The sequence below is a fragment of the Sulfuricaulis limicola genome (genome assembly GCF_002355735.1).
Taxonomy (GTDB): domain Bacteria; phylum Pseudomonadota; class Gammaproteobacteria; order Acidiferrobacterales; family Sulfurifustaceae; genus Sulfuricaulis; species Sulfuricaulis limicola.
This window is the reverse complement of the sequence record NZ_AP014879.1, coordinates 675,153-698,611: the sequence shown is the minus strand read 5'-3', so window position 1 is coordinate 698,611 and position 23,459 is coordinate 675,153. Positions and strand designations below refer to the sequence as shown.

General features: G+C 61.4%; 26 protein-coding genes. 12 read left to right on the top strand and 14 right to left on the bottom strand.

Annotation, left to right across the window (positions count from 1 at the left end):
* The first annotated feature begins 190 nt into the window (after positions 1-190).
* The 8 genes from SCL_RS03485 to SCL_RS03450 all read left to right on the top strand — a co-directional run bounded on the left by SCL_RS03485 (position 191) and on the right by SCL_RS03450 (position 8,079).
* A complete protein-coding gene (locus tag SCL_RS03485; protein ID WP_096359936.1) occupies positions 191-1,882 on the top strand; it encodes a carbon starvation CstA family protein in 1,692 nt (563 codons plus the stop codon).
* A 56-nt stretch (positions 1,883-1,938) separates the two neighbouring features.
* Positions 1,939-3,195, top strand: a complete 1,257-nt coding sequence (gene hemA / locus SCL_RS03480) for a glutamyl-tRNA reductase (RefSeq protein WP_096359935.1) — start codon at positions 1,939-1,941, stop codon at positions 3,193-3,195.
* Positions 3,196-3,322: 127 nt separating this feature from the next.
* Positions 3,323-4,405 carry a peptide chain release factor 1 gene (prfA, locus tag SCL_RS03475; protein WP_096359934.1) on the top strand — a complete coding sequence of 361 codons (1,083 nt, stop codon included), beginning with the start codon at positions 3,323-3,325 and terminating at the stop codon, positions 4,403-4,405.
* A gap of 2 nt (positions 4,406-4,407) precedes the next feature.
* Positions 4,408-5,271 (top strand): peptide chain release factor N(5)-glutamine methyltransferase, encoded by an 864-nt coding sequence (gene prmC, locus SCL_RS03470; protein ID WP_096359933.1) that lies wholly within the window; start codon positions 4,408-4,410, stop codon positions 5,269-5,271.
* A gap of 20 nt (positions 5,272-5,291) precedes the next feature.
* Positions 5,292-6,029: a HesA/MoeB/ThiF family protein gene (locus SCL_RS03465; RefSeq protein WP_096359932.1), complete on the top strand. Its 738-nt coding sequence runs from the start codon at positions 5,292-5,294 to the stop codon at positions 6,027-6,029.
* Entirely contained in the window at positions 6,026-6,448 is a 423-nt protein-coding gene (locus SCL_RS03460; protein WP_096359931.1) for a M67 family metallopeptidase, read from the top strand. The genes SCL_RS03465 and SCL_RS03460 overlap by 4 nt, the downstream gene beginning before the upstream one ends.
* Before the next feature lie 63 nt (positions 6,449-6,511).
* Positions 6,512-7,087 (top strand): LemA family protein, encoded by a 576-nt coding sequence (locus SCL_RS03455; RefSeq protein ID WP_096359930.1) that lies wholly within the window; start codon positions 6,512-6,514, stop codon positions 7,085-7,087.
* 2 nt (positions 7,088-7,089) lie between these two features.
* Positions 7,090-8,079, top strand: a complete 990-nt coding sequence (locus tag SCL_RS03450) for a GIDE domain-containing protein (RefSeq protein ID WP_096359929.1) — start codon at positions 7,090-7,092, stop codon at positions 8,077-8,079.
* A gap of 241 nt (positions 8,080-8,320) precedes the next feature.
* On the opposite strand, the gene slmA is transcribed toward SCL_RS03450, so the two are convergent.
* From slmA to htpX, 9 genes are all read right to left on the bottom strand, one after another.
* Positions 8,321-8,905, bottom strand: coding sequence for a nucleoid occlusion factor SlmA (gene slmA / locus SCL_RS03445; protein WP_096359928.1), 585 nt, complete (start codon positions 8,903-8,905; stop codon positions 8,321-8,323).
* 5 nt (positions 8,906-8,910) lie between these two features.
* On the bottom strand, positions 8,911-9,807 hold the full coding sequence (gene argB / locus SCL_RS03440; RefSeq protein ID WP_096359927.1) for an acetylglutamate kinase: 897 nt from the start codon (positions 9,805-9,807) through the stop codon (positions 8,911-8,913).
* Positions 9,808-10,091: 284 nt separating this feature from the next.
* Positions 10,092-10,553: an Hsp20/alpha crystallin family protein gene (locus SCL_RS03435; protein WP_197702696.1), complete on the bottom strand. Its 462-nt coding sequence runs from the start codon at positions 10,551-10,553 to the stop codon at positions 10,092-10,094.
* A gap of 181 nt (positions 10,554-10,734) precedes the next feature.
* Positions 10,735-12,075 (bottom strand): ATP-dependent protease ATPase subunit HslU, encoded by a 1,341-nt coding sequence (gene hslU, locus SCL_RS03430; protein WP_096359926.1) that lies wholly within the window; start codon positions 12,073-12,075, stop codon positions 10,735-10,737.
* Positions 12,076-12,077: 2 nt separating this feature from the next.
* Positions 12,078-12,623, bottom strand: coding sequence for an ATP-dependent protease subunit HslV (gene hslV, locus SCL_RS03425; protein ID WP_420823629.1), 546 nt, complete (start codon positions 12,621-12,623; stop codon positions 12,078-12,080).
* A gap of 46 nt (positions 12,624-12,669) precedes the next feature.
* Positions 12,670-13,554, bottom strand: coding sequence for a LysR family transcriptional regulator (locus SCL_RS03420; protein ID WP_096359925.1), 885 nt, complete (start codon positions 13,552-13,554; stop codon positions 12,670-12,672).
* Between the two features lie 121 nt (positions 13,555-13,675).
* Complete coding sequence (locus SCL_RS03415; protein ID WP_096361819.1) at positions 13,676-14,254, bottom strand: protein-methionine-sulfoxide reductase heme-binding subunit MsrQ; 579 nt, start codon at positions 14,252-14,254, stop codon at positions 13,676-13,678.
* A gap of 92 nt (positions 14,255-14,346) precedes the next feature.
* Positions 14,347-15,309 carry a protein-methionine-sulfoxide reductase catalytic subunit MsrP gene (gene msrP / locus SCL_RS03410; RefSeq protein ID WP_096361818.1) on the bottom strand — a complete coding sequence of 321 codons (963 nt, stop codon included), beginning with the start codon at positions 15,307-15,309 and terminating at the stop codon, positions 14,347-14,349.
* 164 nt (positions 15,310-15,473) lie between these two features.
* A complete protein-coding gene (gene htpX, locus SCL_RS03405; protein ID WP_096359924.1) occupies positions 15,474-16,358 on the bottom strand; it encodes a protease HtpX in 885 nt (294 codons plus the stop codon).
* A 239-nt stretch (positions 16,359-16,597) separates the two neighbouring features.
* Between htpX and SCL_RS03400 the strand changes: the two genes are divergently transcribed.
* Positions 16,598-17,821 (top strand): hypothetical protein, encoded by a 1,224-nt coding sequence (locus tag SCL_RS03400; RefSeq protein WP_096359923.1) that lies wholly within the window; start codon positions 16,598-16,600, stop codon positions 17,819-17,821.
* Between the two features lie 82 nt (positions 17,822-17,903).
* Here SCL_RS03400 and SCL_RS03395 read toward each other — a convergent pair whose 3' ends face one another.
* Together SCL_RS03395 and SCL_RS03390 are read right to left on the bottom strand one after the other, a co-directional pair.
* Positions 17,904-18,221, bottom strand: coding sequence for a putative signal transducing protein (locus SCL_RS03395; RefSeq protein ID WP_096359922.1), 318 nt, complete (start codon positions 18,219-18,221; stop codon positions 17,904-17,906).
* 54 nt (positions 18,222-18,275) lie between these two features.
* Entirely contained in the window at positions 18,276-18,485 is a 210-nt protein-coding gene (locus SCL_RS03390; protein ID WP_096359921.1) for a dodecin, read from the bottom strand.
* Between the two features lie 203 nt (positions 18,486-18,688).
* Here SCL_RS03390 and SCL_RS03385 point away from each other — a divergent pair, with 203 nt between their 5' ends.
* Positions 18,689-19,963: an HD-GYP domain-containing protein gene (locus SCL_RS03385; RefSeq protein WP_096359920.1), complete on the top strand. Its 1,275-nt coding sequence runs from the start codon at positions 18,689-18,691 to the stop codon at positions 19,961-19,963.
* An 11-nt stretch (positions 19,964-19,974) separates the two neighbouring features.
* Here SCL_RS03385 and SCL_RS03380 read toward each other — a convergent pair whose 3' ends face one another.
* Complete coding sequence (locus SCL_RS03380; protein WP_096359919.1) at positions 19,975-20,634, bottom strand: MarC family protein; 660 nt, start codon at positions 20,632-20,634, stop codon at positions 19,975-19,977.
* A 302-nt stretch (positions 20,635-20,936) separates the two neighbouring features.
* Here SCL_RS03380 and SCL_RS03375 point away from each other — a divergent pair, with 302 nt between their 5' ends.
* The gene (locus SCL_RS03375; protein ID WP_096359918.1) at positions 20,937-21,386 is read left to right on the top strand and encodes a CBS domain-containing protein; all 450 of its coding nucleotides are present in this window, start codon (positions 20,937-20,939) and stop codon (positions 21,384-21,386) included.
* Between the two features lie 9 nt (positions 21,387-21,395).
* Here the strand turns inward: SCL_RS03375 and SCL_RS03370 are convergent, their stop codons facing one another.
* Positions 21,396-22,124 carry a hypothetical protein gene (locus SCL_RS03370; protein ID WP_096359917.1) on the bottom strand — a complete coding sequence of 243 codons (729 nt, stop codon included), beginning with the start codon at positions 22,122-22,124 and terminating at the stop codon, positions 21,396-21,398.
* A 191-nt stretch (positions 22,125-22,315) separates the two neighbouring features.
* Entirely contained in the window at positions 22,316-22,978 is a 663-nt protein-coding gene (gene nfi / locus SCL_RS03365; protein WP_096359916.1) for a deoxyribonuclease V, read from the bottom strand.
* Between the two features lie 150 nt (positions 22,979-23,128).
* Here nfi and SCL_RS03360 point away from each other — a divergent pair, with 150 nt between their 5' ends.
* Positions 23,129-23,398 carry a hypothetical protein gene (locus SCL_RS03360; protein WP_096359915.1) on the top strand — a complete coding sequence of 90 codons (270 nt, stop codon included), beginning with the start codon at positions 23,129-23,131 and terminating at the stop codon, positions 23,396-23,398.
* Positions 23,399-23,459: the final 61 nt, after the last annotated feature.

The following is a 23,459-nucleotide window of genomic DNA, read 5'->3' as shown; positions in this document are numbered from 1 at the left end:
ATATATATAGATATAGTAAGTCCAAATCTGTGATGGCGATCCGAATACCCCTGTGACCGTCGCGGCGGGTGGATATTCGCCTACCGTGTAAAATAGTCATCAGAGCCTTTAACATCCAGAAAATAACGCGTGGCCTACGGGAAGAGATCGGAATGATCATGGAAATGGCATCCAGCAGCGGGAACAGGTCGTGAATTCGCTGTTTTTGCTGCTGGCCGCCGCTGTGGCCTTTGTTTTCGGTTACCGGTTCTACTCCAGGCTTCTGGCGCTCGGCGTTTTCCGCCTTGAAGACAATTATAGTATACCCGCCCCGGAACGCCCCGCCGAAGATGAACCCCGACGCTCCAAACGTCACCTGATATTCGGTCACCACCTGGCCTCCCTCGCGGCTGGTGCCGCCGTCATGGGCAGCCTGGTCGCCCTGACGTGGGGATGGATTCCGGCGTTTCTGTGGGTCGTGGTCGGCACCGTCACCGCCGCCGGCACCTACGGTCTCGGTTCCCTGTGGCTGTCGCTGCGTTATCCGGGATTGAACCCGGCGGAAATCGCGGCACGCCTGGTCGGCGCACCGGCGCACACCCTGTTCGCCCTGTTTGCCTTCCTCGTGCTGCTCATCATGAATGCCGCCAGCGCCACGCTCGCGGCGCAGCTCCTGTCCGGCTTCCCGCAGGCAGTCCTGCCTTTCTGGGCCGTTGCCGGGCTGGCCTGGTTCCTGGGAGTATTTCTGCGCGGCCGCAAGGATTTCGAAATCCTTGCGGCCGCGCTGATCGCGCTGATCCTGGGCCTGATGTCCATGTGGCTGCCGGGAGAGCTCCCGCTGGCCTTCACCGGCATGCTCAGCTTCGAGGCCGGGAATTCCTTCGTGGCGTTCGATGCCACCGTGGTCTGGATTCTGATCCTGTTCGCCTACGGCTACCACGCCACGCGCCAACCGATGTGGAAACTGATCCGGCCGCGCGGGTATCTCACCGCCCTGCTGCTGGGCGTCATGCTCTGCATTGCCTACACCGCCGTGGTGATCAATCACCCGATTCTGGTCGCGCCGGAATTCAACGCCATTCCGGATATTCCGGCGACGCTGCCGTGGCTGTTCGTCACACTGACCTCGGGCGCGGTGGCGGGTTTCCATCTGTTGATTGCCAATGGCATCACGGCGCGCCAGATCAGGCGCGAGACCGATGCGCGCTATGTCGGTTACGGTGGCGCGCTCGCGCTGGGACTGCTGGCGCTGAGCGCCGTCATCATCGGCAGCACCGGCTTCGCCGATTTGCAGGAATGGAACCGGCATTACGGAACGTGGCGGGACTCCCGCGACCTGCATCAGGTCCTCGCGCTCTATATCAACGGCTATGCGCGTCTCGCCGGCGGCATCGGGCTGGATCCGGCATTTACCCGCACGCTCGCCGCGACCGTCATGCTGGGTCTTCTGGTGGCCACGCTGGAAGCGGGGCTGCGCCTGCAAAAACAGTTTCTCACCGGGCTGACGGAACGCATGCCGTCGCTTCTGCCGGTCAATGAAAAATCGCAGATTACCTTCGTGGTGCTATTGTCGGCAGCGCTGGCGCTGCACCAGGCGCGCGGCCTCGGCGGCCTGGCGTGGTGGCCGTTGTTCGGCCTCGCCGACCAGCTGCTGGCGGTGCTCGGCTTTGCCCTGCTGGCGCTGGCGCTAAAACAGCGCGGGCGGCCCGTGGCATGGGTGGTCACACCGCTGTTGTTCATGGCGGTGGTGGCCCATTGGGCCTATGCCGTGCTGGCAGCACAGTGGTGGTCGGCGGAAAACTGGCTGCTGCTCGGCCTCGGCACCCTGTTGCTCGTGATCGAACTCGCGCTGGCCTGGCTTGCGCTTAACACGTTGAAATCATCCGTAACGCCCCCAGCTTGACACTGCATCCCGATGGGTCAAAATCCCGGGCATTGAGGGTCATTTCCGGTTTCCGCATGCATCTGCTCGCCTTTGGCATCAACCACCATACCGCGCCGGTCGATATCCGCGAGAAGGCGGCGTTCGCTGCCGACAAGCTGGTCGGCGCGCTGCACGAGGTCACCGCCGGCGGCGGCGCCGCCGAGGCCGCCATCGTCTCCACCTGCAACCGCACCGAGCTTTATTGCGGCCTGGATTCGTCGCAAGAGGACCACGTCATCGACTGGTTCTGCCACTATCACCGTCTCAACCGTTCCGACATTCATCCCTACCTGTATCGCCATCCGGACCAGGCGGCGGTCAAGCACGCCTTTCGCGTGGCCGCCGGACTCGATTCGATGATCCTGGGTGAACCGCAGATTCTCGGACAGATGAAGGAGGCCTTCGCCACCGCGCACAAGGCCGGCGCCACCGGCAAGATCCTGAACCGGCTGTTCCAGCAGACCTTCACCGTGGCCAAGCAGGTACGCACCGACACCGCCATCGGCGCCAGCGCCGTCTCGGTCGCCTCGGCTGCGGTGCAGCTGGCACGGCAGATTTTCAGCGAACTGTCGGAACAGACGGTGCTGTTGATCGGCGCCGGCGACATGATCGAGCTCTGCGCGCGGCATCTCAAGGAACATGGCATCGGCCACATTATCGTCGCCAACCGCACACTCGAGCGCGCCCAGCAGGTGGCCGCGCTCTTCGGCGCCGAGGCGATTGCGCTCGCGGAAATGCCGACGCGCCTGGCCGACGCCGACATCGTGATCTCCTCCACCGCGAGCCAGCTGCCGATCCTGGGCAAGGGCGCCGTGGAAAGCGCCCTCAAGGCGCGCCGGCACCGGCCCATGTTCATGCTGGACATCGCCGTGCCGCGCGACATCGAGGCCGAGGTCGGCGAGCTCAACGACGTGTATCTCTACACCATCGATGACCTCAAGGAAGTAGTGCAGGAAAACATGGAATCGCGCCAGGAAGCGGCGCGCGAGGCGGAGAAGATCATCGACACCCAGGTCGTGGATTTCATGCAATGGGTCAAATCGCTGAACGCGGTGCCGACCATCCGCGCCCTGCGCGAATCCGCCAATGCCCTGCGCGAGGCCGAGGTCGAGTACGCGCGCAAGCGTCTGGCCCATGGCGACGACCCGGCCAGGGTGATCGAGCATCTCGCGCGCGCCCTGACCAACAAACTCACGCACACGCCCACCGACGTATTGCGCAAGGCCGATCACGAGGGCAACAAGGCCCTGCTCGAGGCCGCCCGCCGGCTGTTCGACCTCAACGAAGACTAGCGACCCATAATAAAAAGTAAAATTTGACAGGATTTACAGGATTAACAGGATTTTTGTTTCACAAGATTTTTAATCCTGTAAATCCTGTTAATCCTGTCCATTTATTTTGTTAGAGTCTTTTTGAGACATGAACCCGTCCATCGAAACAAGGCTCACCGGCCTGGCGCAGCGCTTTGAGGAAATCGAACGCCTGCTTTCCGACCCGAAGGTCATCGGCAAACAGGATCAATTCCGCAAACTGTCGCAGGAATACGCCGAGATCAACCCGGTGGTGAAGCTGTACGGCGACTATCGCGCGGCCAGCGATCAGCTGGAATCCGCGCGCGCCATGCTGAAGGACGAAGACGCTTCGATTCGCGAAATGGCGCAGGAAGAGATTGTGGAAGCGCAGCAACTCATCGAAAAACTGGAATCCGAGATCCAGACCCTGCTGCTGCCGAAGGACCCGAACGACAACCGCAATATCTTTCTCGAAATCCGCGCCGCCGCCGGCGGCGACGAATCGGCGATTTTCGCCGGCGACCTGTTCCGCATGTACAACTATTACGCCGGCAACCACGGCTGGGATGTGGAAGTGATGAACCAGAGCCCCGGCGAACATGGCGGCTACAAGGAAATCATCGCCCGCATCGCCGGCAAGGACGTGTACTCGCGCCTCAAGTTCGAATCCGGCGCGCACCGCGTGCAGCGCGTGCCCGCCACCGAGGCCCAGGGCCGCATCCACACCTCCACCTGCACCGTGGCGGTGCTGCCGGAGGCGGAGGAGATCGACGCCATCGCCATCAATCCGGCGGAGCTGAAGGTGGACACCTTCCGCGCCTCCGGCGCCGGCGGCCAGCACGTGAACAAGACCGACTCCGCCATCCGTATCACGCACCTGCCCACCGGCATCGTGGTCGAATGCCAGGACGAGCGTTCGCAGCACAAGAACCGTTCGCGCGCCATGTCGATCCTGTCAGCGCGCCTGCTCGAGGCCGAGCAGCGCAAACAGCGCGAGCAGGAAGCCGCGACGCGCAAGAGCCTGGTCGGCACCGGCGACCGCTCCGAGCGCATCCGTACCTATAATTTCCCGCAGGGCCGGGTGACCGACCACCGTATCAATCTCACGCTCTACAAGCTCGACCAGGTCATGGAAGGCAAACTCGATGAACTCATCGACGCGCTGCGCACCGCCGACCAGGCCGAGCTGCTGGCGACGCTGAACGTCTGAACATGAAACCGGCTGCCCTGCGTCCATCCATCGTCAGCGTTGGCGCGGCCTTGCGGAGAACATTACATGAACTGGAAGTAACCAGTCCCACGCCGCGACTGGATGCCGAAGTACTGGTGATGCATGCCTGCGGAATTAACCGCAGCGAACTGATCACGCGCCATGAAACGGCTTTGACCAGCGAACAGCAACACAAACTGGAAGGTCTGCTCGATCGACGTAAACATGGAGAACCCATCGCCTATCTCACCGGCATGCGTGAATTCTGGTCCATGGAATTCAACGTCACGCCGGCGACGCTGATCCCGCGTCCGGAAACCGAATTACTGGTGGAAAAGGCGCTGGAGCTTATTCCGCGCGACACGCAATGGACCATCGCCGACCTCGGCACCGGCTGCGGCGCCATTGCACTGGCCATCGCCGAAGAACGCCCGCGCTGTCACGTGATGGCGACTGATAATTCACCTGCAGCGCTGGCAGTCGCCAAATCCAATGCCACCAAATTCGGTTTGGCCAATATTGAATTTCGCCAGGGTGACTGGTTCACTCCACTCGCCGGCGCGACCTTCGACATGATCCTGAGCAACCCACCCTACATCCGCGCCGGTGACCCGCATTTGAATCAGGGCGACCTGCGCTTCGAGCCGGCCACCGCGCTCGTTTCCGGCGCCGACGGACTCGATGCCATCCGGCATATCGCGTTGCATGCGAGGCAATTTCTCAAGCCCGGCGGCTGGCTGCTGTTCGAACACGGCTGGGATCAGGCCGATGCCATCGGCAACTTTCTGCGTCAACAGGGTTATCGTGATATCGTCTGTCACACGGACCTGACCGGACATGCTCGCGTGGCCGGGGGCCGCCGGTAATTCAATTCGGTTCAGCCGCAATGGACGACAAGCAACTGCTGCGCTACAGCCGGCACATCCTCCTGCCGCAGGTGGATGTCCGCGGTCAGGAAAAACTGCTTGCATCGCGTGTCCTCATCATCGGTCTCGGCGGACTTGGCTCGCCGGCAGCGATGTATCTCGCCGCAAGCGGTGTGGGTCATCTCGTCATCGTGGATCACGACAAAGTTGACCTCACCAATCTCCAGCGCCAGATCGTGCACGCCACCGAGCGTGTCGGACAGGCAAAAACCGTTTCGGCCGCGCATGCACTTGCTGCGCTCAATCCCGGCGTGCGTGTTACGACGATCAATCAAAAACTTGAAGGCGCCGCGCTTGAAGAGCAGATTCGGCAGGTCGATGCCGTGCTGGACACGACCGATAACTTCGCCAGCCGCTTTGCCATCAATGAAGCCTGCGTGCGCGCGGGCAAACCGTTGATCTCCGGCGCCGTGGTGCGTTTCGAGGGCCAAGTCGCGGTATTCGTTCCCGGAGGACCCTGTTACCGCTGCCTGTACGCCGAAGGCGGTGGCCCCGACGAGGCCTGCGCCACGCTCGGCGTGCTGGCGCCCGCTGCCGGTGTCATCGGTTCGGTCCAGGCGGTCGAAACGCTCAAGGTATTGCTCGGCATCGGTCAGACGTTGGCCGGCCGGCTGTTGTTGTTCGATGCGCTTAATATGGAATGGCGCGAAATGAAATTGCGCAAGGACCCGGCCTGCCCGGTATGCGGCAAACCATGAACGCCGTGCGCCTGCCGCGCCCGATCGTGAACCAGCTGCTGCAGCTGGCGCAGAAATCGCCGGACGAGGAAATCTGCGGCCTGATCTCGCGCGACAGCCGCGGCTTCCGGAATTGCTACCCGGTACCCAATCAGGCTGGCGACAGGAAGCGTTTCTTTGCGCTCGATCCCAAGGCGCAGATCGATGCCATGCGCGCCATGCGTGAGCGCGGCGAGGAACTGGCCGCGATTTTTCATTCTCATCCCGACTCCCCGCCCCTGCCCTCGCTGGCCGATGTCGAACAGCACGAATACCCGGCCGTGCTTTACCTGATTATTTCACTGGGCACCAAGGGTGTGCTGGAAATGCGCGGCTTTCATATCCACAACCGCACCATTGAAGAAGTCCCCATCGCCCTGCAGGAAGGGCCCGTGCGCTAGCGACGGCGCCGACGGCGTCTATACTCCTTTACTAAAGCCCTTTCAGGCTTCCAAGGAGCCATCATGTCCATCGCGACCTTCGTCTTTCTCGGCATTTTCGGCGCGCTATTTCTCTATGCCGTGACGATGTACAACAACTTCGTGCGACTCAAAAACAACGTCGCGCAGTCCTGGTCGAACATTGACGTGCTGATGAAGCAACGCCACGACGAGCTGCCCAAGCTGGTCGAGGCCTGCAAACAGTACATGAAGCATGAGCGCGGCGTGCTGGAAAAAGTCACCCAGGCACGCGCGGCGGTGAGCCAGGCGCGCGAGGCCGGTGACGTGGCCGCCGTCGGCGCCGCCGAGACCCAGCTGCGCGCCGGGTTGATGAATCTCTTTGCCGTCGCTGAGAATTACCCGGAACTGCGCGCCAATGAGAACTTCCAGCACCTGCAAAACCGCATCTCGCAGCTCGAGGCGCAGATCGCCGACCGTCGCGAGTTCTACAACGACTCGGTCAACGCCAATAACATCCGCATCGAGACTTTTCCCGACAATGTGATCGCCACGCTGTTCCGCTTCGAACAGAAGCCCCTTCTCCGGTTCAAGGAGAGCGAGCTCAAGGACGTCAACGTCAAAGCGCTCTTCAATACTTAAAAATGTCGTCCTCCGGTCCGCTGGCGCAGTGGTTGGCCGGGCTCGCCAGCAATATCCATCACAGCGATCCCGCCATGGTCGGCATTGCCGTCGTGGTGCTCGCGGGCGGTTGCGCCTTCTGCTCGTGGTGTACTTGGCGTAATGTCAGTCACATCCGCCTCATCGAAGACACTCCCACCGCCAAAATCCGCTCGGCGCCACAGGGTTACGTGGAACTCGAAGGCACGGGCAAACTCATGGACGGCCCGCCGATCATCGCCAAGCTCACCGGCCTGCCCTGTGTATGGTTCCGCTACAAGATCGAACAACAGGTCAAAACTAATTACAAAGGCCACACGCAGACCCGCTGGGAAGTAGTCGAAAAAGGCGAAAGCGCCGAGACTTTCTGGTTGCAGGACGACACCGGGCGCGTCGTGATCGATCCCGAGGGCGCGGACGTGACATCACGGCACAAGGACAGCTGGCGTTCGAGCTCCATGCTGGGCGGCCCGCTCCACCGACCGGCCGGTGTTTCCAGTTTTTTTACTTCGAACATAGGCAGCGGCAGCTATCGCCTGACCGAGGAACGCATCAATTCCGGCGAGCGGCTCTATGCGCTCGGGCTGTTGAAAAGCGTCAGCAGCTACACCAGCCAGCCGACTGTGGACGAAGACGTGCGCGCCCTGCTCAAGGACTGGAAACAGGACCAGCCGACGCTGTTGCAGCGCTTCGATCTCAACAAGGACGGCAAGATCGATGAAATCGAATGGCGCCTCGCCCGCGCGCAAGCGCGACGCGAAACCATGAAGAACCGCCAGGAACAGGTGATCCACTCCGCCGACGGCCTCAGCGTCCTCGGCCCGACCCGCGACGGCTCACGGCCATACATCCTGTCGGCGTTCACACAGGCGGAACTGACCAAGCGTTACAAGCTGTGGGCGGTGTTATATGCCGGGGCGTGTTTTTTGCTTGGCTTGGCGGCGGTATGGGTGTTCAACGCGAAGTTTGTTTAGTTTTCTCTATTCCTAGCGCGTCATTCCCGCGGAAGCGGGAATCCAGTCTTTTTTGTATCGCCTGCGGCGATGATGAAAAGCTACTTGTGGGTGGCTGACCCACGGCAGGTTACTTTTCTTTGCGCGAGCAAAGAAAAGTACCTCGCCCGCGGTGCGAGAACCGCAATTATTGCTTTTGAGTCGCGCGCAAAGCGCGCGAACCATTCAAGACCTGGATTCCGGCTTGCGCCGGAATGACACCTCAACCAAAAACACCCTTCCGCAATAAATCCCACTGCCTCTCCCACCCGGCTACGGGAGAAGACTGAAATTCGCTGCGCACATATCTTGTGATCGACCCTTCGACCACCGCCAGCAACAACGCCGCGGTGTCGGCAACAGGCACGCGCAAATTCTCGCCAGCTTCCGCCTCGCGCAGAATCTGCTTCAACTGGGTTTCAATGCGTTCGTAAATCTGCACCACGCGTTGGCGCAGGCGCTCGGTCTCGCCCACCAGCACGTCGCCGTACAGCAGGCGCGCCATGCCGGGGTTCTTGTCGGCGAAACCGAGCAGCAGGAACAGGATGCTCTGCACCCGCGCCTCAGCGCGGGATTCTTCCGCGAGGATTTTGTTGATGCGGGTGAACAGCGTCTCTTCGATGAATTCCAGCAAGCCCTCGAACATCTTGGCCTTGCTGGCGAAATGGCGGTACAGCGCGGCCTCGGAAACGCCGACGGCGCGCGCGAGCTGGGCCGTGGTGATGTGCTCGCCCTGGTTTTTCTCGAGCATGTGCGCCAGCGTCTCGAGAATGGTCTGGCGGCGTTCGCCGCGGCGCGGTCGGGCCATGGCGATCAGGACTTGATCAACGTACCGACACCTTCGTTGGTAAACACTTCCAGCAACACCGCGTGCTCCACGCGCCCGTCGATGATGTGCGCGGTCTTGACGCCGCTGCTGACGGCGTCGAGCGCGTAATTGACCTTGGGCAGCATGCCGCCGTGGATGGTGCCATCGGCGATCAGGTCCCGGACTTGCGTGATGGACAAACCGGTGAGCAGCTTGCCTTCCTTGTCCAGCACGCCGGTGGTGTTGGTAAGCAGCATGAGTTTCTCGGCCTTGAGCGTGATGGCGAGCTTGCCGGCCACCACGTCGGCATTGATGTTGTAGGTCTGGCCGTCCTCGCCCACGCCGATGGGCGCGATCACCGGGATGAAATCGCCGGTGTCGAGCAGCGCCACCAGCCGCGGGTCAATGCTGCTGACCTCGCCCACGTGGCCGATGTCGATGATCTCGCTCGGGAGGTTGGCCTTGTCGGGCGCCTTTTGCAGCACCATTTTCTTGGCGCGGATCAGCCCGCCGTCCTTGCCGGAAAGGCCCACGGCCTTGCCGCCATGCTGGCTGATGAGATTGACGATCTCCTTGTTGACCAGGCCGCCGAGGACCATCTCGACCACGTCCATGGTCTCGCGGTCGGTGACGCGCATGCCCTGGATGAATTCGCTCTTCTTGCCGATTTTCTCCAGCAGCTTGCCGATCTGCGGCCCGCCGCCATGCACCACCACCGGGTTCATGCCGACCAGCTTCATCAGCACCACGTCACGCGCGAAACCGCGCTTGAGGTTGTCGTCCACCATGGCGTTGCCGCCGTACTTGATGACGATGGTCTTGCCCTGGAAACGCTGGATGTACGGCAGCGCCTCGGTCAGGATGCGCGCGCGATCGGCGGCGGATTGGGGGGTGAGCGGCATTGTTGTTCCTTTTGCTGCAAGTGCCTTTGTTTCTGTACCCTCTCCCCTTACCTTCTCCCGCCACGGCGGGAGAGGAGGAGCAGGTTGGAGTTTTGGTTTATCACCCTCTCCCCATCCCTCTCCCGCTGGCGCGGGAGAGGGGGAGCTGGAGGGTGAATCGTCATTCTGATCGAAAAGTTAGCGCATATTCACGTTAAAGTCAGCATGCCGGAACAAAAGACCAAAAAAGAAAGGCCGCTTGCGCGGCCTTTCTGGTTCCGGGAATCCTTCCCGGTAATGACAGATTATGCTACGTCCACTGTAATCTTCTTGGGCTTCACTTCCTCGGCCTTGGGCAGGGTCAGTTCCAGCACCCCGTCCTTGTAGTTGGCCTTCACGCCCTTCTCGTCGATCTGCGTGCCGAGCCGCAGGCTGCGGACATATTTGCCGTAACGGCGTTCCTTGCGCAGCACGCGTTCGCCTTCCTTCTCTTCCTTCTCGCTCTTGGTCTCGGCGGTAATGGTGAGAATGCCGTTTTCCAGCGTTACGTCGATGTCCTCTTTCTTCGCGCCCGGAACGTCGGCGACGATGACATAGGCGTCATCGCGTTCCTTCACGTCCATGGCCGGAAACAGGTCTTCGCCGCGCGCCTCTTCCACCCAGCGCATCGGGCTCAGGAAGCCCTGAAACATCCGGTCGATATCGTTGTCCCACAAGCCCCAGCGGGTCAGCGGGGTCCGGTCTTCACGTCGCATCAGTCGCGTCATAAAAAACACCTCCAGCTCAATCAGTTGAATAATCGGATTTACGGCATTCGTTGAACCTGCCTCGTAATCCTCAGGTTCATTCTGCCGTATCGCGATTTTCTTAATGGGGACGACAGGGGAAATTTCAAGCGCGAAAAAAATCGCGGAAAATCAGGAAAATCGAAAACCGCCGGGGCGGCCGTCAGAGGATATAGCGCGCGAGGTCTTCGTTGCCGACCAGGCTGCCCAGGTGCCGGTCAACGTAGGCGGCATCCACCACGGTCGTTTCATTGCCGCGGTCGGCGGCCTCGAAGGAAATCGTTTCGAGCAGGCGCTCCATGACGGTGTGCAGGCGGCGCGCGCCGATGTTTTCGGTGCGTTCGTTCACCTGCCACGCCACCTCGGCGATGCGGCGCACGCCATCGGGCGTGTATTCGAGCTTGTGACCCTCGGTCGCCAGCAGGGCGCTGTACTGCTCGGTCAGTGAGGCATCCGGTTCGGTCAGGATGCGTTCGAAGTCATCGGCGTTCAGCGGATCGAGCTCGACCCGGATCGGCAGGCGGCCCTGCATTTCTGGTATGAGGTCCGAGGGTTTGGAAAGATGAAATGCGCCCGAGGCGATGAAAAGAATATGGTCGGTCTTGACCATGCCGTATTTGGTCGAGACCGTGCAGCCTTCCACCAGCGGCAGCAGATCGCGCTGCACGCCTTCGCGCGAGACATCGGGGCCGCGCCCTTCATTACGGCCGACAATCTTGTCGATCTCGTCGATGAACACGATGCCGTGCTGCTCCACGCGCTGCAAGGCCCGGCTCTTGATGTCGTCTTCGTTGACGAGTTTGGACGCTTCTTCCTCAGCCAGCAGTTTCCGGGCTTCGCGTATTTTGATCTTGCGCGGGCGTGCACGGCGACCGCCCATGTTCTGGAACAAGCCCTGCAACTGGCTGGTCATTTCCTCCATGCCGGGCGGGGTGATGATCTCCACGCCCATGGCCGGCGCCGACAGCTCGACTTCGATCTCCTGATCGTCCATCGATCCCTCGCGCAATTTCTTGCGAAACATCTGGCGCGCCGCGCCGTCGCTCGGGCGCGAGGTATCGCCCACCGCGAAGCCCACTTCACGCGCCGGCGGCACCAGAATATCCAGAATCCGGTCCTCGGCGGCGTCTTCGGCGCGGGTGCGAACCCGGGCCATTTCCTCCACGCGCGTCAGCTTGACCGCCATATCCATGAGGTCGCGGATAATCGAATCCACGTCGCGTCCGACATAGCCGACTTCGGTGAATTTGGTGGCCTCGACCTTGATGAAGGGCGCGTTGGCGAGGCGGGCCAGCCGGCGCGCGATCTCGGTCTTGCCGACGCCGGTCGGACCGATCATCAAAATATTTTTTGGCGTGATCTCGGCACGCAGGGCCTCATCCGCCACCTGCGCCCGGCGCCAGCGGTTGCGCAGCGCGATGGCCACGGCGCGTTTGGCGGCCGCCTGGCCGACGATGTGTTTGTCCAGTTCCTGGACGATTTCCCGCGGGGTCATTTCCGACATGGTCAACCCTGAAGCTCTTCAATGGTGAGGTTGCGATTGGTATAAATGCAGATGTCGGCGGCAATATTCAAGGCCTGCTCGACGATGGCGCGCGCATCGAGTTCCGTGTTTTCCATCAGGGCGCGCGCCGCGGCCTGCGCATACGGCCCACCGGAGCCGATGGCGATGAGCCCGTTCTCTGGCTCAATGACGTCGCCCTGACCGGTGATCACGAGCGAGGCGGTCTTGTCCGCCACCGCCAGCAGCGCCTCGAGACGGCGCAGGAGGCGGTCGGTGCGCCAGTCCTTGGCCAGCTCCACGGCGGCGCGCGTCAGCTGTCCCTGGTGTTTTTCCAGCTTGCCCTCGAAGCGCTCAAACAACGTGAAGGCATCGGCGGTGCCGCCGGCAAAGCCGGCGATGACCTGGTCCTTGTACAGGCGGCGCACCTTGCGCGCATTGGCCTTCATGACGGTGTTGCCCATGGTCACCTGGCCATCGCCGCCGATGACCACGTGCCCGTTGCGACGCACCGATAAAATCGTGGTTCCATGTAACAGCGGTTGTTGCAATTTGAATTCCTCGGATGAAAGGCGGGACAGGTTCGCGGCGACCGGCTTAAAGCGCCGGCTCGGCCGCGTGGGTCGCCGCCGTGGCCGCTTGACGCGGCGCCATCAGGCTCAGCGCCTGCTCCAGCAGCGGCTTGCGCTCGCTCGCGAGCGGGTAAACGACATGCACCTGACGGTCGATGACCGGGGCGTCATCCACGCGCTGCAGGCGTCCCGAGGCGAGATGCTCGCTGACCATCTGCTCCGCCAGATACGTGGCACCGCCGTGATGCAACAGGAACGCCAACGCCATGCGTCCCGGCCCCATGCGCACCGCGGGCGGCGGCATGTCGGGAAAGTGCCGGGCATGCGTGATGGCGAATGACGTGCCCCACTCGGTCATGATGTAACCGCTACCTACGGCCTCGCGCGCCGTCAGACTCGGGCGATCCGCCACCATGATCAATTTGATTGACGCCACCTCGCGCGCCTCGAGCTCCGCCATCTGCGGCGGCTCGAACATGAAAGCCACGTCGAGGGCGCGGTCGAGCAGCTTGCGAATGAGCAATTCCGGGCCATGCGCTTCGGCCTGCAAGGACACGCGCGGCATCGTGCCGTACAACCGGTGCATCCAGTCCTGGAGCAGAATATCCCACAGGCTGTAGGACGCGCCGATGGCGAGCGAAACCTTGTCTTCCTCGCCGAGCGCCGCGTCCTGGCGCGCGCGGTTCCAGGCATTGATGATGGCCTCGGCGTATTTCAGCATGCGCGTGCCGGCCGGCGTCAGCTGGATGTCGTTGCGCGCGCGAGTGAACAGCGGCGCGCCGAGCGTCTCTTCGAGCAGGCGAATACGGGCACTCACCGCCGACTGGGTCAGGTAGAGATTTTCCGCGGTCCGGCCAAAGTGACGGGTGCGATAGACCTCAAGGAAGGTCCTGAGAAGATCGATATCCATCGGTTATCAGATAATTTTTTTATCAAGGCAAATCATTTCACTTTGCCCTGGGACTGGCAAGCCTGCCCGCGGCCGGTCCGACTCAAACGCTCGTTTCTGAAAGCCCGCGTCTGGAGGGAATTCAGCGAACGGCGCCGGAAGGGATCACATCAGGCGTCCGGCGCCTCCTGTCCCACAGCCGGAACCCGAGCAACAGGGCCAGCACGACACCGTAAACCAGCGGTTCACGGATGTCGGATTTCACCAGCCACAGAAAGTGCACCACGCCGCCGATGCCGATGAGATAGACCAGTCTATGCAGTTGCTGCCAGCGTTTCGCGCCCAGGCGCCGGATCATGGCGTTCGTGGAAGTCAGAGCCAGCGGAATCAGCATCAGGAAACTGGCGAACCCGACCGTGATATACGGCCGCTTGATTACGTCTTTAATGATATCCGCAAGCACGAAATACTGGTCGAGCCAGGCGTAAGACAGGAAATGCAGGCAGGCGTAAAAAAAGGCGAACAGTCCCAGCATGCGCCGGTAACGCAACAGCCCGTTCCAGCCGGTCAGGCGCCGCAACGGCGTGACGGCCAGCGTGAGCATGAGAAAGCGCAGCACCCAATCGCCGGTGTAGCGGTTGATAGTTTCGATGGGATTGGCGCCGAGATCGTTGGTCAGGGCGCGATAAATCAGAATTGCCAACGGTATCAACGCGAGCATAAAAATCGCCGGCTTGATAACCCAACGGATTTGCTGGTTTCGGTCGAACACGATTTTCCTGGCGTGCCTGGCGCCCTGGCGGTGAAAATTATTTAGAAAAATTTCTTCAGATCCATGCCGGTGTAGAGACTCGCCACCTGCTCAGCGTAACCGTTGAACATGAGCGTCTTGCGCTTCGGCGAGAACAGCGAATCCTCGCCGATGCGCCGCTCGGCGGCCTGGCTCCAGCGCGGGTGGTCCACGGTCGGATTCACGTTCGAATAAAAACCGTACTCGCTCGGGCCGGCCTTCATCCAGGTCGTCAGTGGCTGTTTCTCCACGAAGCGGATTTTTACGATAGACTTGATGCTCTTGAAACCATATTTCCACGGCACCACCAGCCGGATCGGGGCGCCGTTCTGATTTGGCAGCATTTCGCCGTACAGCCCCACCGCCAGGATCGTAAGCGGATGCATGGCCTCGTCGAGGCGCAGTCCTTCGACATACGGCCAGTCGAGACCGGCGCCGAACAGGCCCGGCTTCTGGCCGGGCATCTGTTCCGGATCGTGTAGCGTGGTGAATTCGACGTACTTCGCGCGCGAAGTCGGCTCGAGCCGGCGGATCAGGTCGCGCAGCGGAAACCCCACCCACGGCACCACCATGGACCAGGCCTCGACGCAGCGCAGGCGGTAGATGCGCTCTTCCAACGGGAAATGCTTGAGAAAATCCTCGAACGGGTACACCGCGGGTTTTTTCACCTCGCCCTCGATGGCGACGCTCCAGGGAAAGGTGCGGAAATTCTGCGCGTTGCGTGCCGGATCTTTCTTGTCCGTGCCGAACTCGTAAAAATTGTTGTAACTGGTGATGTCCTGGACGGAAGTCGGCTTCTCGCCGGTGGAAAGCGGACTTTTGCGTGCATTGGGAATTTTTTGCCCGGCCTGCGTCACGCATGGCAGCAACGCGGCACTGGCCCCGGCGGCGGCCACCGCGGCCGCCTCGCGCAGGAACCGCCGGCGATTCAGATAAATTTCTTTTGGCGTGATTTCGCTCGGCTTGATGTCAGCAGGTTTGCGGATGATGACCATGCCTGTTCTCCCGGAAGTCATGGGGGCCCCATGATGTCGGTATTGCGACCGCGCTTTTGAATATTAGTTGCTGTCGGCCGGCTGCATTCTCGCCTGAAAACGAAAAACCCGCTGCGTTTTCACGCAGCGGGTTCCGGTTCACCAATATGTCACGCTCAGCGCGCCTGTTGCAGGGCGGCGATGCGCTCGTCCAGCGGCGGGTGCGACATGAACAGATGCTTCCAGCCGCCTTCCCGTCCGCCGGAAATGCCGAAGGCAGCCATCTGGTCGGGCAGTTGCGCCGGTTCGTGCGCCGCCTTGAGGCGTTCGAGCGCGGCGATCATCTTCTCGCGGCCGGCCAGTTTGGCGCCGCCGCGGTCGGCGCGGAATTCGCGCTGGCGGCTGAACCACATGACGATCATGCTCGCCAGGATGCCGAGCACAACTTGCGCCACCATGGTGCTGACATAAAAGCCTATGCCATAACCGCGCTCGTTCTTGAGCAGCACGCGGTCGACGAAATAACCGACCACGCGCGACAGCACGATCACGAAGGTGTTGACCACGCCCTGGATCAGCGCCAGCGTCACCATGTCGCCGTTGGCGACGTGCGTGATTTCATGGCCCAGCACTGCCTCGGCCTCGTCCTTGTCCATGGACTGCAACAGGCCGGTGCTGACCGCGACCAGCGCCGCGTCCCGCTTCATGCCGGTGGCGAAGGCATTGATGTCCGGGGCGTCGTAAACCGCCACTTCCGGCATGCCGATGCCGGCCTGCTTGGCCTGGCGCCGCACCGTCTCGAACAGCCACTGCTCGGTGGCGTTGCGCGGCTGCTCGATGACCATGGCGCCGGTGGCGCGCTTGGCCATCCATTTGGACATGGCGAGCGAGATGAACGAGCCGCCGAAACCGAGCACCGCGGCGAAGACGATGAGTGACTGCAGATTCAGTCCGCCCGGCATCTCCTCGATGCCCAGCGCGCGAATCAGGATACTGGCCGTGATGCTGAGCACCAGCAGGACGGCGATGTTGGTCCCCACGAACAGCAATATGCGCTTCATAAGATTTGGATTCTCCAGTCAGTTAAACCATTTCCGGCTGTTAGATGGGGTCGGCGCCGCGCAAGTTCAATCCCCGTGATCGCCGGTGCCAGCCATCTGCTTCGTTATTCCGGACAGCCGGTAACCCCGCGTAAGTGCTCTATAATTTATAATGAAGCGCCTGGACAAAGCCAGTCCGCACTTTTCAATCACCCTGTCTGGCTGTGCCATTCCAGGAATGCCGTACTCGCCGCGCCACCATGAGACTCGAAGACAAACCGGCCGAACCACAGTACCGCGAGGCGCTCGTCTCGATGACGGCGCTGGCCTTCATCGAGGAACACGCGCTGCTGCGGCCGGACCAGCTGGAGGATGCCAAGAACAGCCTGCAGGCGCTGTTCCTGCACACCAGCGGCGAAGAGACCATGCTGCGCAAGCTGATCGACATCCTCAAAACGACCAAGCAGATTCATCAGTCGTTCGCCAGCATCTCCAGCGTCCTGTCCGGCATCACCCGCGGCGTGCAGACGGTGGACGCCAGGGTCGTCGCCTACAAGCAGGCCCTGGCCACGATGACCCTGAGCGCCGAGGAAAACGCCGCCTTCGCCGGTCCGTTCCTGTCGTTCTCGCAGGCGCTGTTGCAGAAAATGGGGTCCTTTGACGACAACATGCGCCAGTACGTCGAGTTGCGCGAGACCGAGGCGCGTTACGCCAGCATCTACCGCATCGCCATGGACGCGCGCGAGCGCCTGAAGCAGCGTCTTTCCGGCGTGCTCGGCTCCAAGGCCGGCAGCGAGGTCGAAAACCGCATCCGGCGGAACGTCGTCAGCTCCTTCGACTACAGCGAGGCCGAGAGCAACCTCCAGTTCGCCCAGCGCGACGCCCACAACAAGGCCGAGGAAATCCTGGAGCAGCTCGAAGATATCCGGGCCATGTGCCAGATGGCCAAGAACCCCTCGATGCGGGAAAAGAGCGAAGATTCCAACAGTATCTCGATGACGGTTTCATCGTATTCGGTCACGCCGAAGAACAAAAAACCAAGGCCCAAGGTCGAGTACGACGACGTGTTCACCCTGTTCTCCCGGGCCCTGCGCGCGCACCCGCGCCTGCTGCACCTCAAGGACATCGTGCTGGAGTTGTTCAGGCTGTATCAGCATTCCTACGGGATGCTCAGCCTCGACTGCAACAACCTCAACAAGGCCATCGAAACCATGTTCGACAATTCGGAGGCGTATTTCGAGGCCAAGGAGGAGGACAAGGACATCCGCAGCAAGCGCGAGAAGCTGAAAATGATCGAAGGTCTGATCCCCTTTCTCGAGCATACCGCCGCGATCGTGATGCAGGACGGGACGCTGAGCTATGGGCGATTCTCGCGCAGGATATCCGACGTCATCTCGGAAAAACGCACGCCTTGGGTGCATATCTCCGAGTACCTGCTGCGTTCCAAGGTGCAGGCCGAGGCCGACCTGAGCACACGCCTGTGAGCTGTGAGCCGTGATCCGTAAACCGTGAATCGTAAGTCGTAAATCGTGTTTGGTTTACGATTCACGGATCACGATTTACATCTCACGAATCACGACCCAGAGGTTTGCCGCACTGCCAGCAGATTTCAAACCCCGGCGGATTGGTTTCGCCGCAGCCCGCGCACCGCATCGGGGCCGAGGATGCGGGCGGGCGCTCGAACTCGGCGAAAATTTCGCGCGCCCGCGCCTCCTGCTCCGGTTCCATGATCCAGATCTCCGGATAAGCGTGAGTGAAGGGGATTTCCCCAAGACCGCCTTGCGCGTGCTCGTTGAGCACGCGCGCCTCGATGCCGGCATGCGCCAGCCGGTGCAGGAGCAGATAGGCCTCCGGCAGGTTGGCCGCGGTACATAAACGCAACATATCGCTCCGCTTAACCGCCATATCCGGTGGCGCCGCTCACGGGGGGGCCGGGCGCTACGCCTCCATGCGGAACCCGACCTTGATCTTGACCTGCCAGTGCGCAATCTTGCCGTCGGCCAGGTGGCCCCGGGTCTCGACCACCTCGAACCAGTCCAGATTCCGCAGGGTCTTGGCGGCGCGGGCGATGGCGTTCTGGATGGCCTTGTCCGTGCCCTGGGTGGACGAACCCACCAGTTCCACCACTTTATAGGTATGCTCGCTCATAACTCGAATTCCTCCATGGAGTGTAGGGACAGGCCCATTGTGGCAGTTTCTCCCGTTTCTGTCCGCTGCCGGCGAAAACCCGGAATGGACGGGTGTCTTCCTTGGGGGAACGGAATATTCTGTCCTACAATTACTGTCTATATAGCTGTGGCAGCGGTTTCGCACCGAACGACGAAAACGCAGGGAGCCGGCGGGTTGCCAAAATGACTAAAACGAAACTCGACGTACAGCAGCTCAGGATCGGGATGTATGTCCGGGAACTGGACCGTCCCTGGCGTGAAACCTCTTTCCTTTTCCAGGGATTCGAAATAAGCAGCGAGGACGAAATCCGCGAGCTGCAGCGCTTCTGCCGGCACGTCTACATCGACATCCCCGAGGCCTACCAGAAACCGGCCCCGCGCACCCCGGCGGAACGGGCCGTCACCGAGGAACTGCTGCAGCACAAGCATGTCGAGCGCGACCTGCTGATCAAGGTCTCCAGCCACCCGCTGCTCAAGCCGGTCTATCACGATCAAACCAGCCTGGAAGAGGAAATCGAGGTCGCCAGCGAGCTGTATCGCGAAGCCCGGGCGCTGGTCTACACCCTGCTGGAAGACGTCCGCCTCGGCAAGAACATCAACAGTCTGACCGCCAAAAAGATGGTCGGCGAGATGGTGGAAAGCGTCATCCGCAATCCGGACGCGCTCACCAGCTTCGCGCAGCTGAAAAAGAAGGACGAATATACCGCGCAGCACAGCATGCGCGTCTGCATCCTGGCCCTGTCCTTCGGGCGCCACCTCGGGCTCGACCGGCATGAACTGAACCTGCTTGGCATCGGTGCGCTGCTGCACGACATCGGAAAAATGAAGGTACCGAACGAAATCCTGAACAAGCCTGGCGCGCTCAATGAATATGAGTACACGCTGATGCAAAGCCACGTGCCGCGCGGCGTGGAAATCCTCGAGAAATCCTCCGGCATCCCGCGCCCGGCCATCGAGGTGGCGCGCTGCCATCACGAGCGCTACAGCGGCAGCGGCTACAGCGGCGGCCTGAAAGGCGACGAGATCGGCATGTTCGGCATGATCGGCGGCATCGTGGACTGCTACGACGCCATCTCCAGCGACCGCGCCTATCACACCGGCATGTCGGCGCATGCCGCGCTGAAAAAGATGTACGAGTGGCGCCACCGCGACTTCCACCCCGGCATGGTGGAGCAGTTCATCCAGTGCATGGGAATTTATCCCATCGGTAGCGTGGTGGAACTCAACACCGGCGAGATCGGCGTGGTCGTGACCATGAACCGCGTGCGCCGCCTGAAACCGCGGGTGGCACTGGTGCTGCAACCCGATTACCACCCGGTCCCGGGATCAACGACCGTGGACCTCATGGACTACAAGACACGCGATGGCAGGCCGTGCGAGATTGACCGCGTAATCGAACCGGGCCTGTACGGCATCAATCCGGTCAATTATCTCCCCGTTGCCAACGCCGCCACCTGATCGCGCCGCCTTCAGACCGTCAGCATCTGCGACGCGTTTTCCTCGATCAGCATGAAGCCCTCCTGCCAGCCGTTCAGCACGAACTGAACCGCCAGTGCCGCCAGCACCACGCCGAGCACGCGGCTGACGACGTTGGCACCGGTCTCGCCCATGAAGGCCATGATGCGCGCCGAGGCCAGCAGCGAGACCAGCGTGACCAGCAGCACCAGCAGAATCACCGCCAGCACCGTTCCGATGACGAAGGGATCGTCACCCTGCTCGCCGACCATGAGCAGCACCGACGTCAGCGCGCCCGGACCGGCGATGAGCGGGATCGCCAGGGGGAAAACCGAAATGTCCTTTTTCGTTTCCGCCTCGCGCTGTTCGCGTTCGGTGGTGGAACGCAGCCCCGAATGGCGGGCGAACACCATGTCAACCGCGAGCAAAAACAGCAGCGCCCCGCCCGCGATCTGGAACGCCGGCATCCCGATGCCGAGCGCGTCCAGCAGCGTGCCGCCGGCCAGCGCGAATACCACCAGGATTCCCGCTGCGATGGACGTGCCGCGGATGGCGATGCGGCGTTTGGTGGCGGCGGACTCACCATGCGTCAGCGCCGCAAACAGCGGAGCGACGGCCACCGGATCAACCACCACGAGCAGGATAATCAGCGAATCCACGAACAGATTGAACATGGCCTCCCCTTGGCGCCAGGAATGAGTCTAACTTTACTGCCTGCGAGGCATTCCGCAAAACCGGATCGTGGAGGCAGGAAAGCCCGCGAAATAGAGGGAAAAACACAGGCAAAAAAAATTCCGCCGCCCAAAATCAGGCCACCAGGGAGAAGTGATGACCGTGCGGAGACGCCGGGCGGCGGATTGCCCTACTGAGGCAATAACGCGCGCACTCTGGCAGAAACAAAACACCGATACATTGACACAGATCAAGAAGACATGGCGCTGTGGTTCTAGAATAATTTTAAATCAAGGAGGCAACCATGCTCGTCGGAAAAATCTGTAACCGCGAGGTTGTCTTTGTCGAACCCGACACCTCGGTTGCGGAAGCCGCGCGGCTGATGCGCGAACATCACGTCGGCGGTCTGGTGGTGGTACAGGAAAAATCCGGTAAACGCGTTCCCGTCGGCATCATCACGGATCGCGACCTCGTGATCGAAGTCATCGCCGCGGGCGTGGACATGAGGGAAATTACCGTCGGCGACATCATGAGCGACCAGCTGGTGACGGCGCGCGAAGGCGACGATCTGCTGGAAACGCTCAAGATGATGCGCGCCCGGGGCATCCGGCGCCTGCCCGTCATCGACGACGACGGCGTGCTGGCCGGCATCCTGACGGTGGACGACCTGATCGACCTGTTCGCGGAACAGATCGCCGATCTCGCCCGGCTGATCGCGTTCGAGCAGAAGCGGGAACAGGAGAGAAGAAGATAATCCGTATCGCTACTGGCTCAGCTTGAGCGTGATGCCCGCGCCCCAGTCAGGGCTGCCGTCGGCAAAGCCCGCGATGAGATATCCCGTGAGCCGGGTTTTCGGTCCTTGTTTGCCGCTCAGAAACAGCGTCAATTCCGACTTTCCTTCCACACCGGCCAGCGGTGCCTCCTGCGCATACCATTCCGCGCCCATGCTGCGGCTGGTATCGAGCCGGTAGGACAGGCCCACCGATCCGTAAAAGACATTGTCGTAATCGATTCCCGGCGGATCACCGAGAATCTTGTAACCGGCGGTGCCGAAAAGCGTGTTGTTGCCTGAGGTGTTTTCGGCTTCGAGCTGAACGGCCACATCGTCTTCACCCGTACTCAGGTTGTCCTGTTCATCGGCGGTACCGAACTTGATCAACCCGCCCACACCCAGGCGCCAGCCGGCATCCTGCGCGATCACATGCGAGCCCGACAGTTCAATATCACCCAGCCCGGATTCGGTCCGGCTCGTCAGGTTTGTCGTCGCGGTACGCATTCCACCCATGCCGCCACCCGCCACGACATTGCCGGTACCCTCGACGACGACATAAGGAACGGTCAGTGCCAGCATGTAACGGTCGGTCTCATACCGGAGCGTGGCCGGGAAGTACCACATGCTGGTGTCGCTGGAAGTACCGTAATCACCAGACGTGTATTCCGCGCCCAAGGTGACGCTGGTTTCGGCAGCGGTTGCCGCCGGCAGCGGCGACATTACGCCGCAGAATACCGTTAAGGCCAGAACGCCAATCCGATGGTTCCGATGCCAATATATTTTTTTCATGGTCAGGGTCCGGGAAATGAATACTCCGTCTACAGGCGATTCAGGCTTCATGCCGACATCATGTAACGCAATACTCCGGCAAATCGTTGACGCGGGTCAAAAAAAGAAACAACGCCCGCCCGTCAGACGGCGGAAGCCAGCCGATGCGCGTGCCGCGTGGTTTCCGGCAGGCGGTAGCGCGTCGTGCAACGCAGGACATAGTCGATGGCAGTGGCAAGGCTGATCCGGTGCCCGGTGGAAACATAAACCGGCTTCACGCCCGCGCGCGTGCGCAGCACCGCGCCAATGATTTCACCTTTGTCTTCGAGCGCCGCCCAGCCACCCTTTTCATCCGGCACATCACCATGCGTTCCGATCAGTCGCGACTTGGCCACGCCGATACTGGGAATATCCAGCAACAGACCGAGATGACAGGCCAGCCCGAAGCGCCGCGGGTGGGCCAGCCCCTGCCCGTCGCACAGCAGCAGGTCCGGCCGGGTGCGCAGCTTCTTCATTGCCGCCAACACCGCCGGTGCCTCGCGAAACGACAGGTAACCGGGCACATAGGGAAAGCGCGTCGCCCGGCGGGCGACGGCCTGCTCCACCGGCGCCAGGCCGGGGAAGTCGAGCACCACCACGGCCGCGCGCGTGACGGTACCGTGGTTTTCGAAACCCACGTCAATCCCCGCGACCGTGCCGATTTTGCCGAGCCGATCGCGCGCCACCACCTTGCCACGCAGCGATTCCTGGATCGCCCGTGCCTCGGCAATGCTGTTTGGCCATGTCCGTGTGTGATGGGCTTTCAATGCCGCTTCCCGCCGGGCGAGTTTGCCTTTTGTGTTTCCGGTGGATATTGTATTCCGGCCTGCTGATCAAGCTCACTCGCCCGGGATGAGCTAATCAGAGGGCTCAATCAATTACTAAAGCGTCAACGCTGCGACACGGGGTATAGCAAGATGTATCAGTGTCCTCATTGCGGAAAACCCGCAATCACCTCTCTGCGCAAAGCCTTTCTGGGCCCGGGCGCTCCCGTCCCCTGCCAGGCCTGTCAAAAGTCCGTCAAGGTCAGCTTCCCGGACTGGCTCAAGGCCACCCTGCCGGGCGCAGCCGTCATGATCGCCGCCCTGTTCTTCGATTCCGACCTAGCGGTGTATGGCCTGAGCCTGATCGGCCTGGTGTTGATGATCGGTCTGCATTTGCTGAGGGTTCCGCTGGTCAAGGAATGACGCGCCGCACCATGCCTGCGAATGCGGGCTGGCTTTTCTCCGGGTATTCCTGTATGGTTCG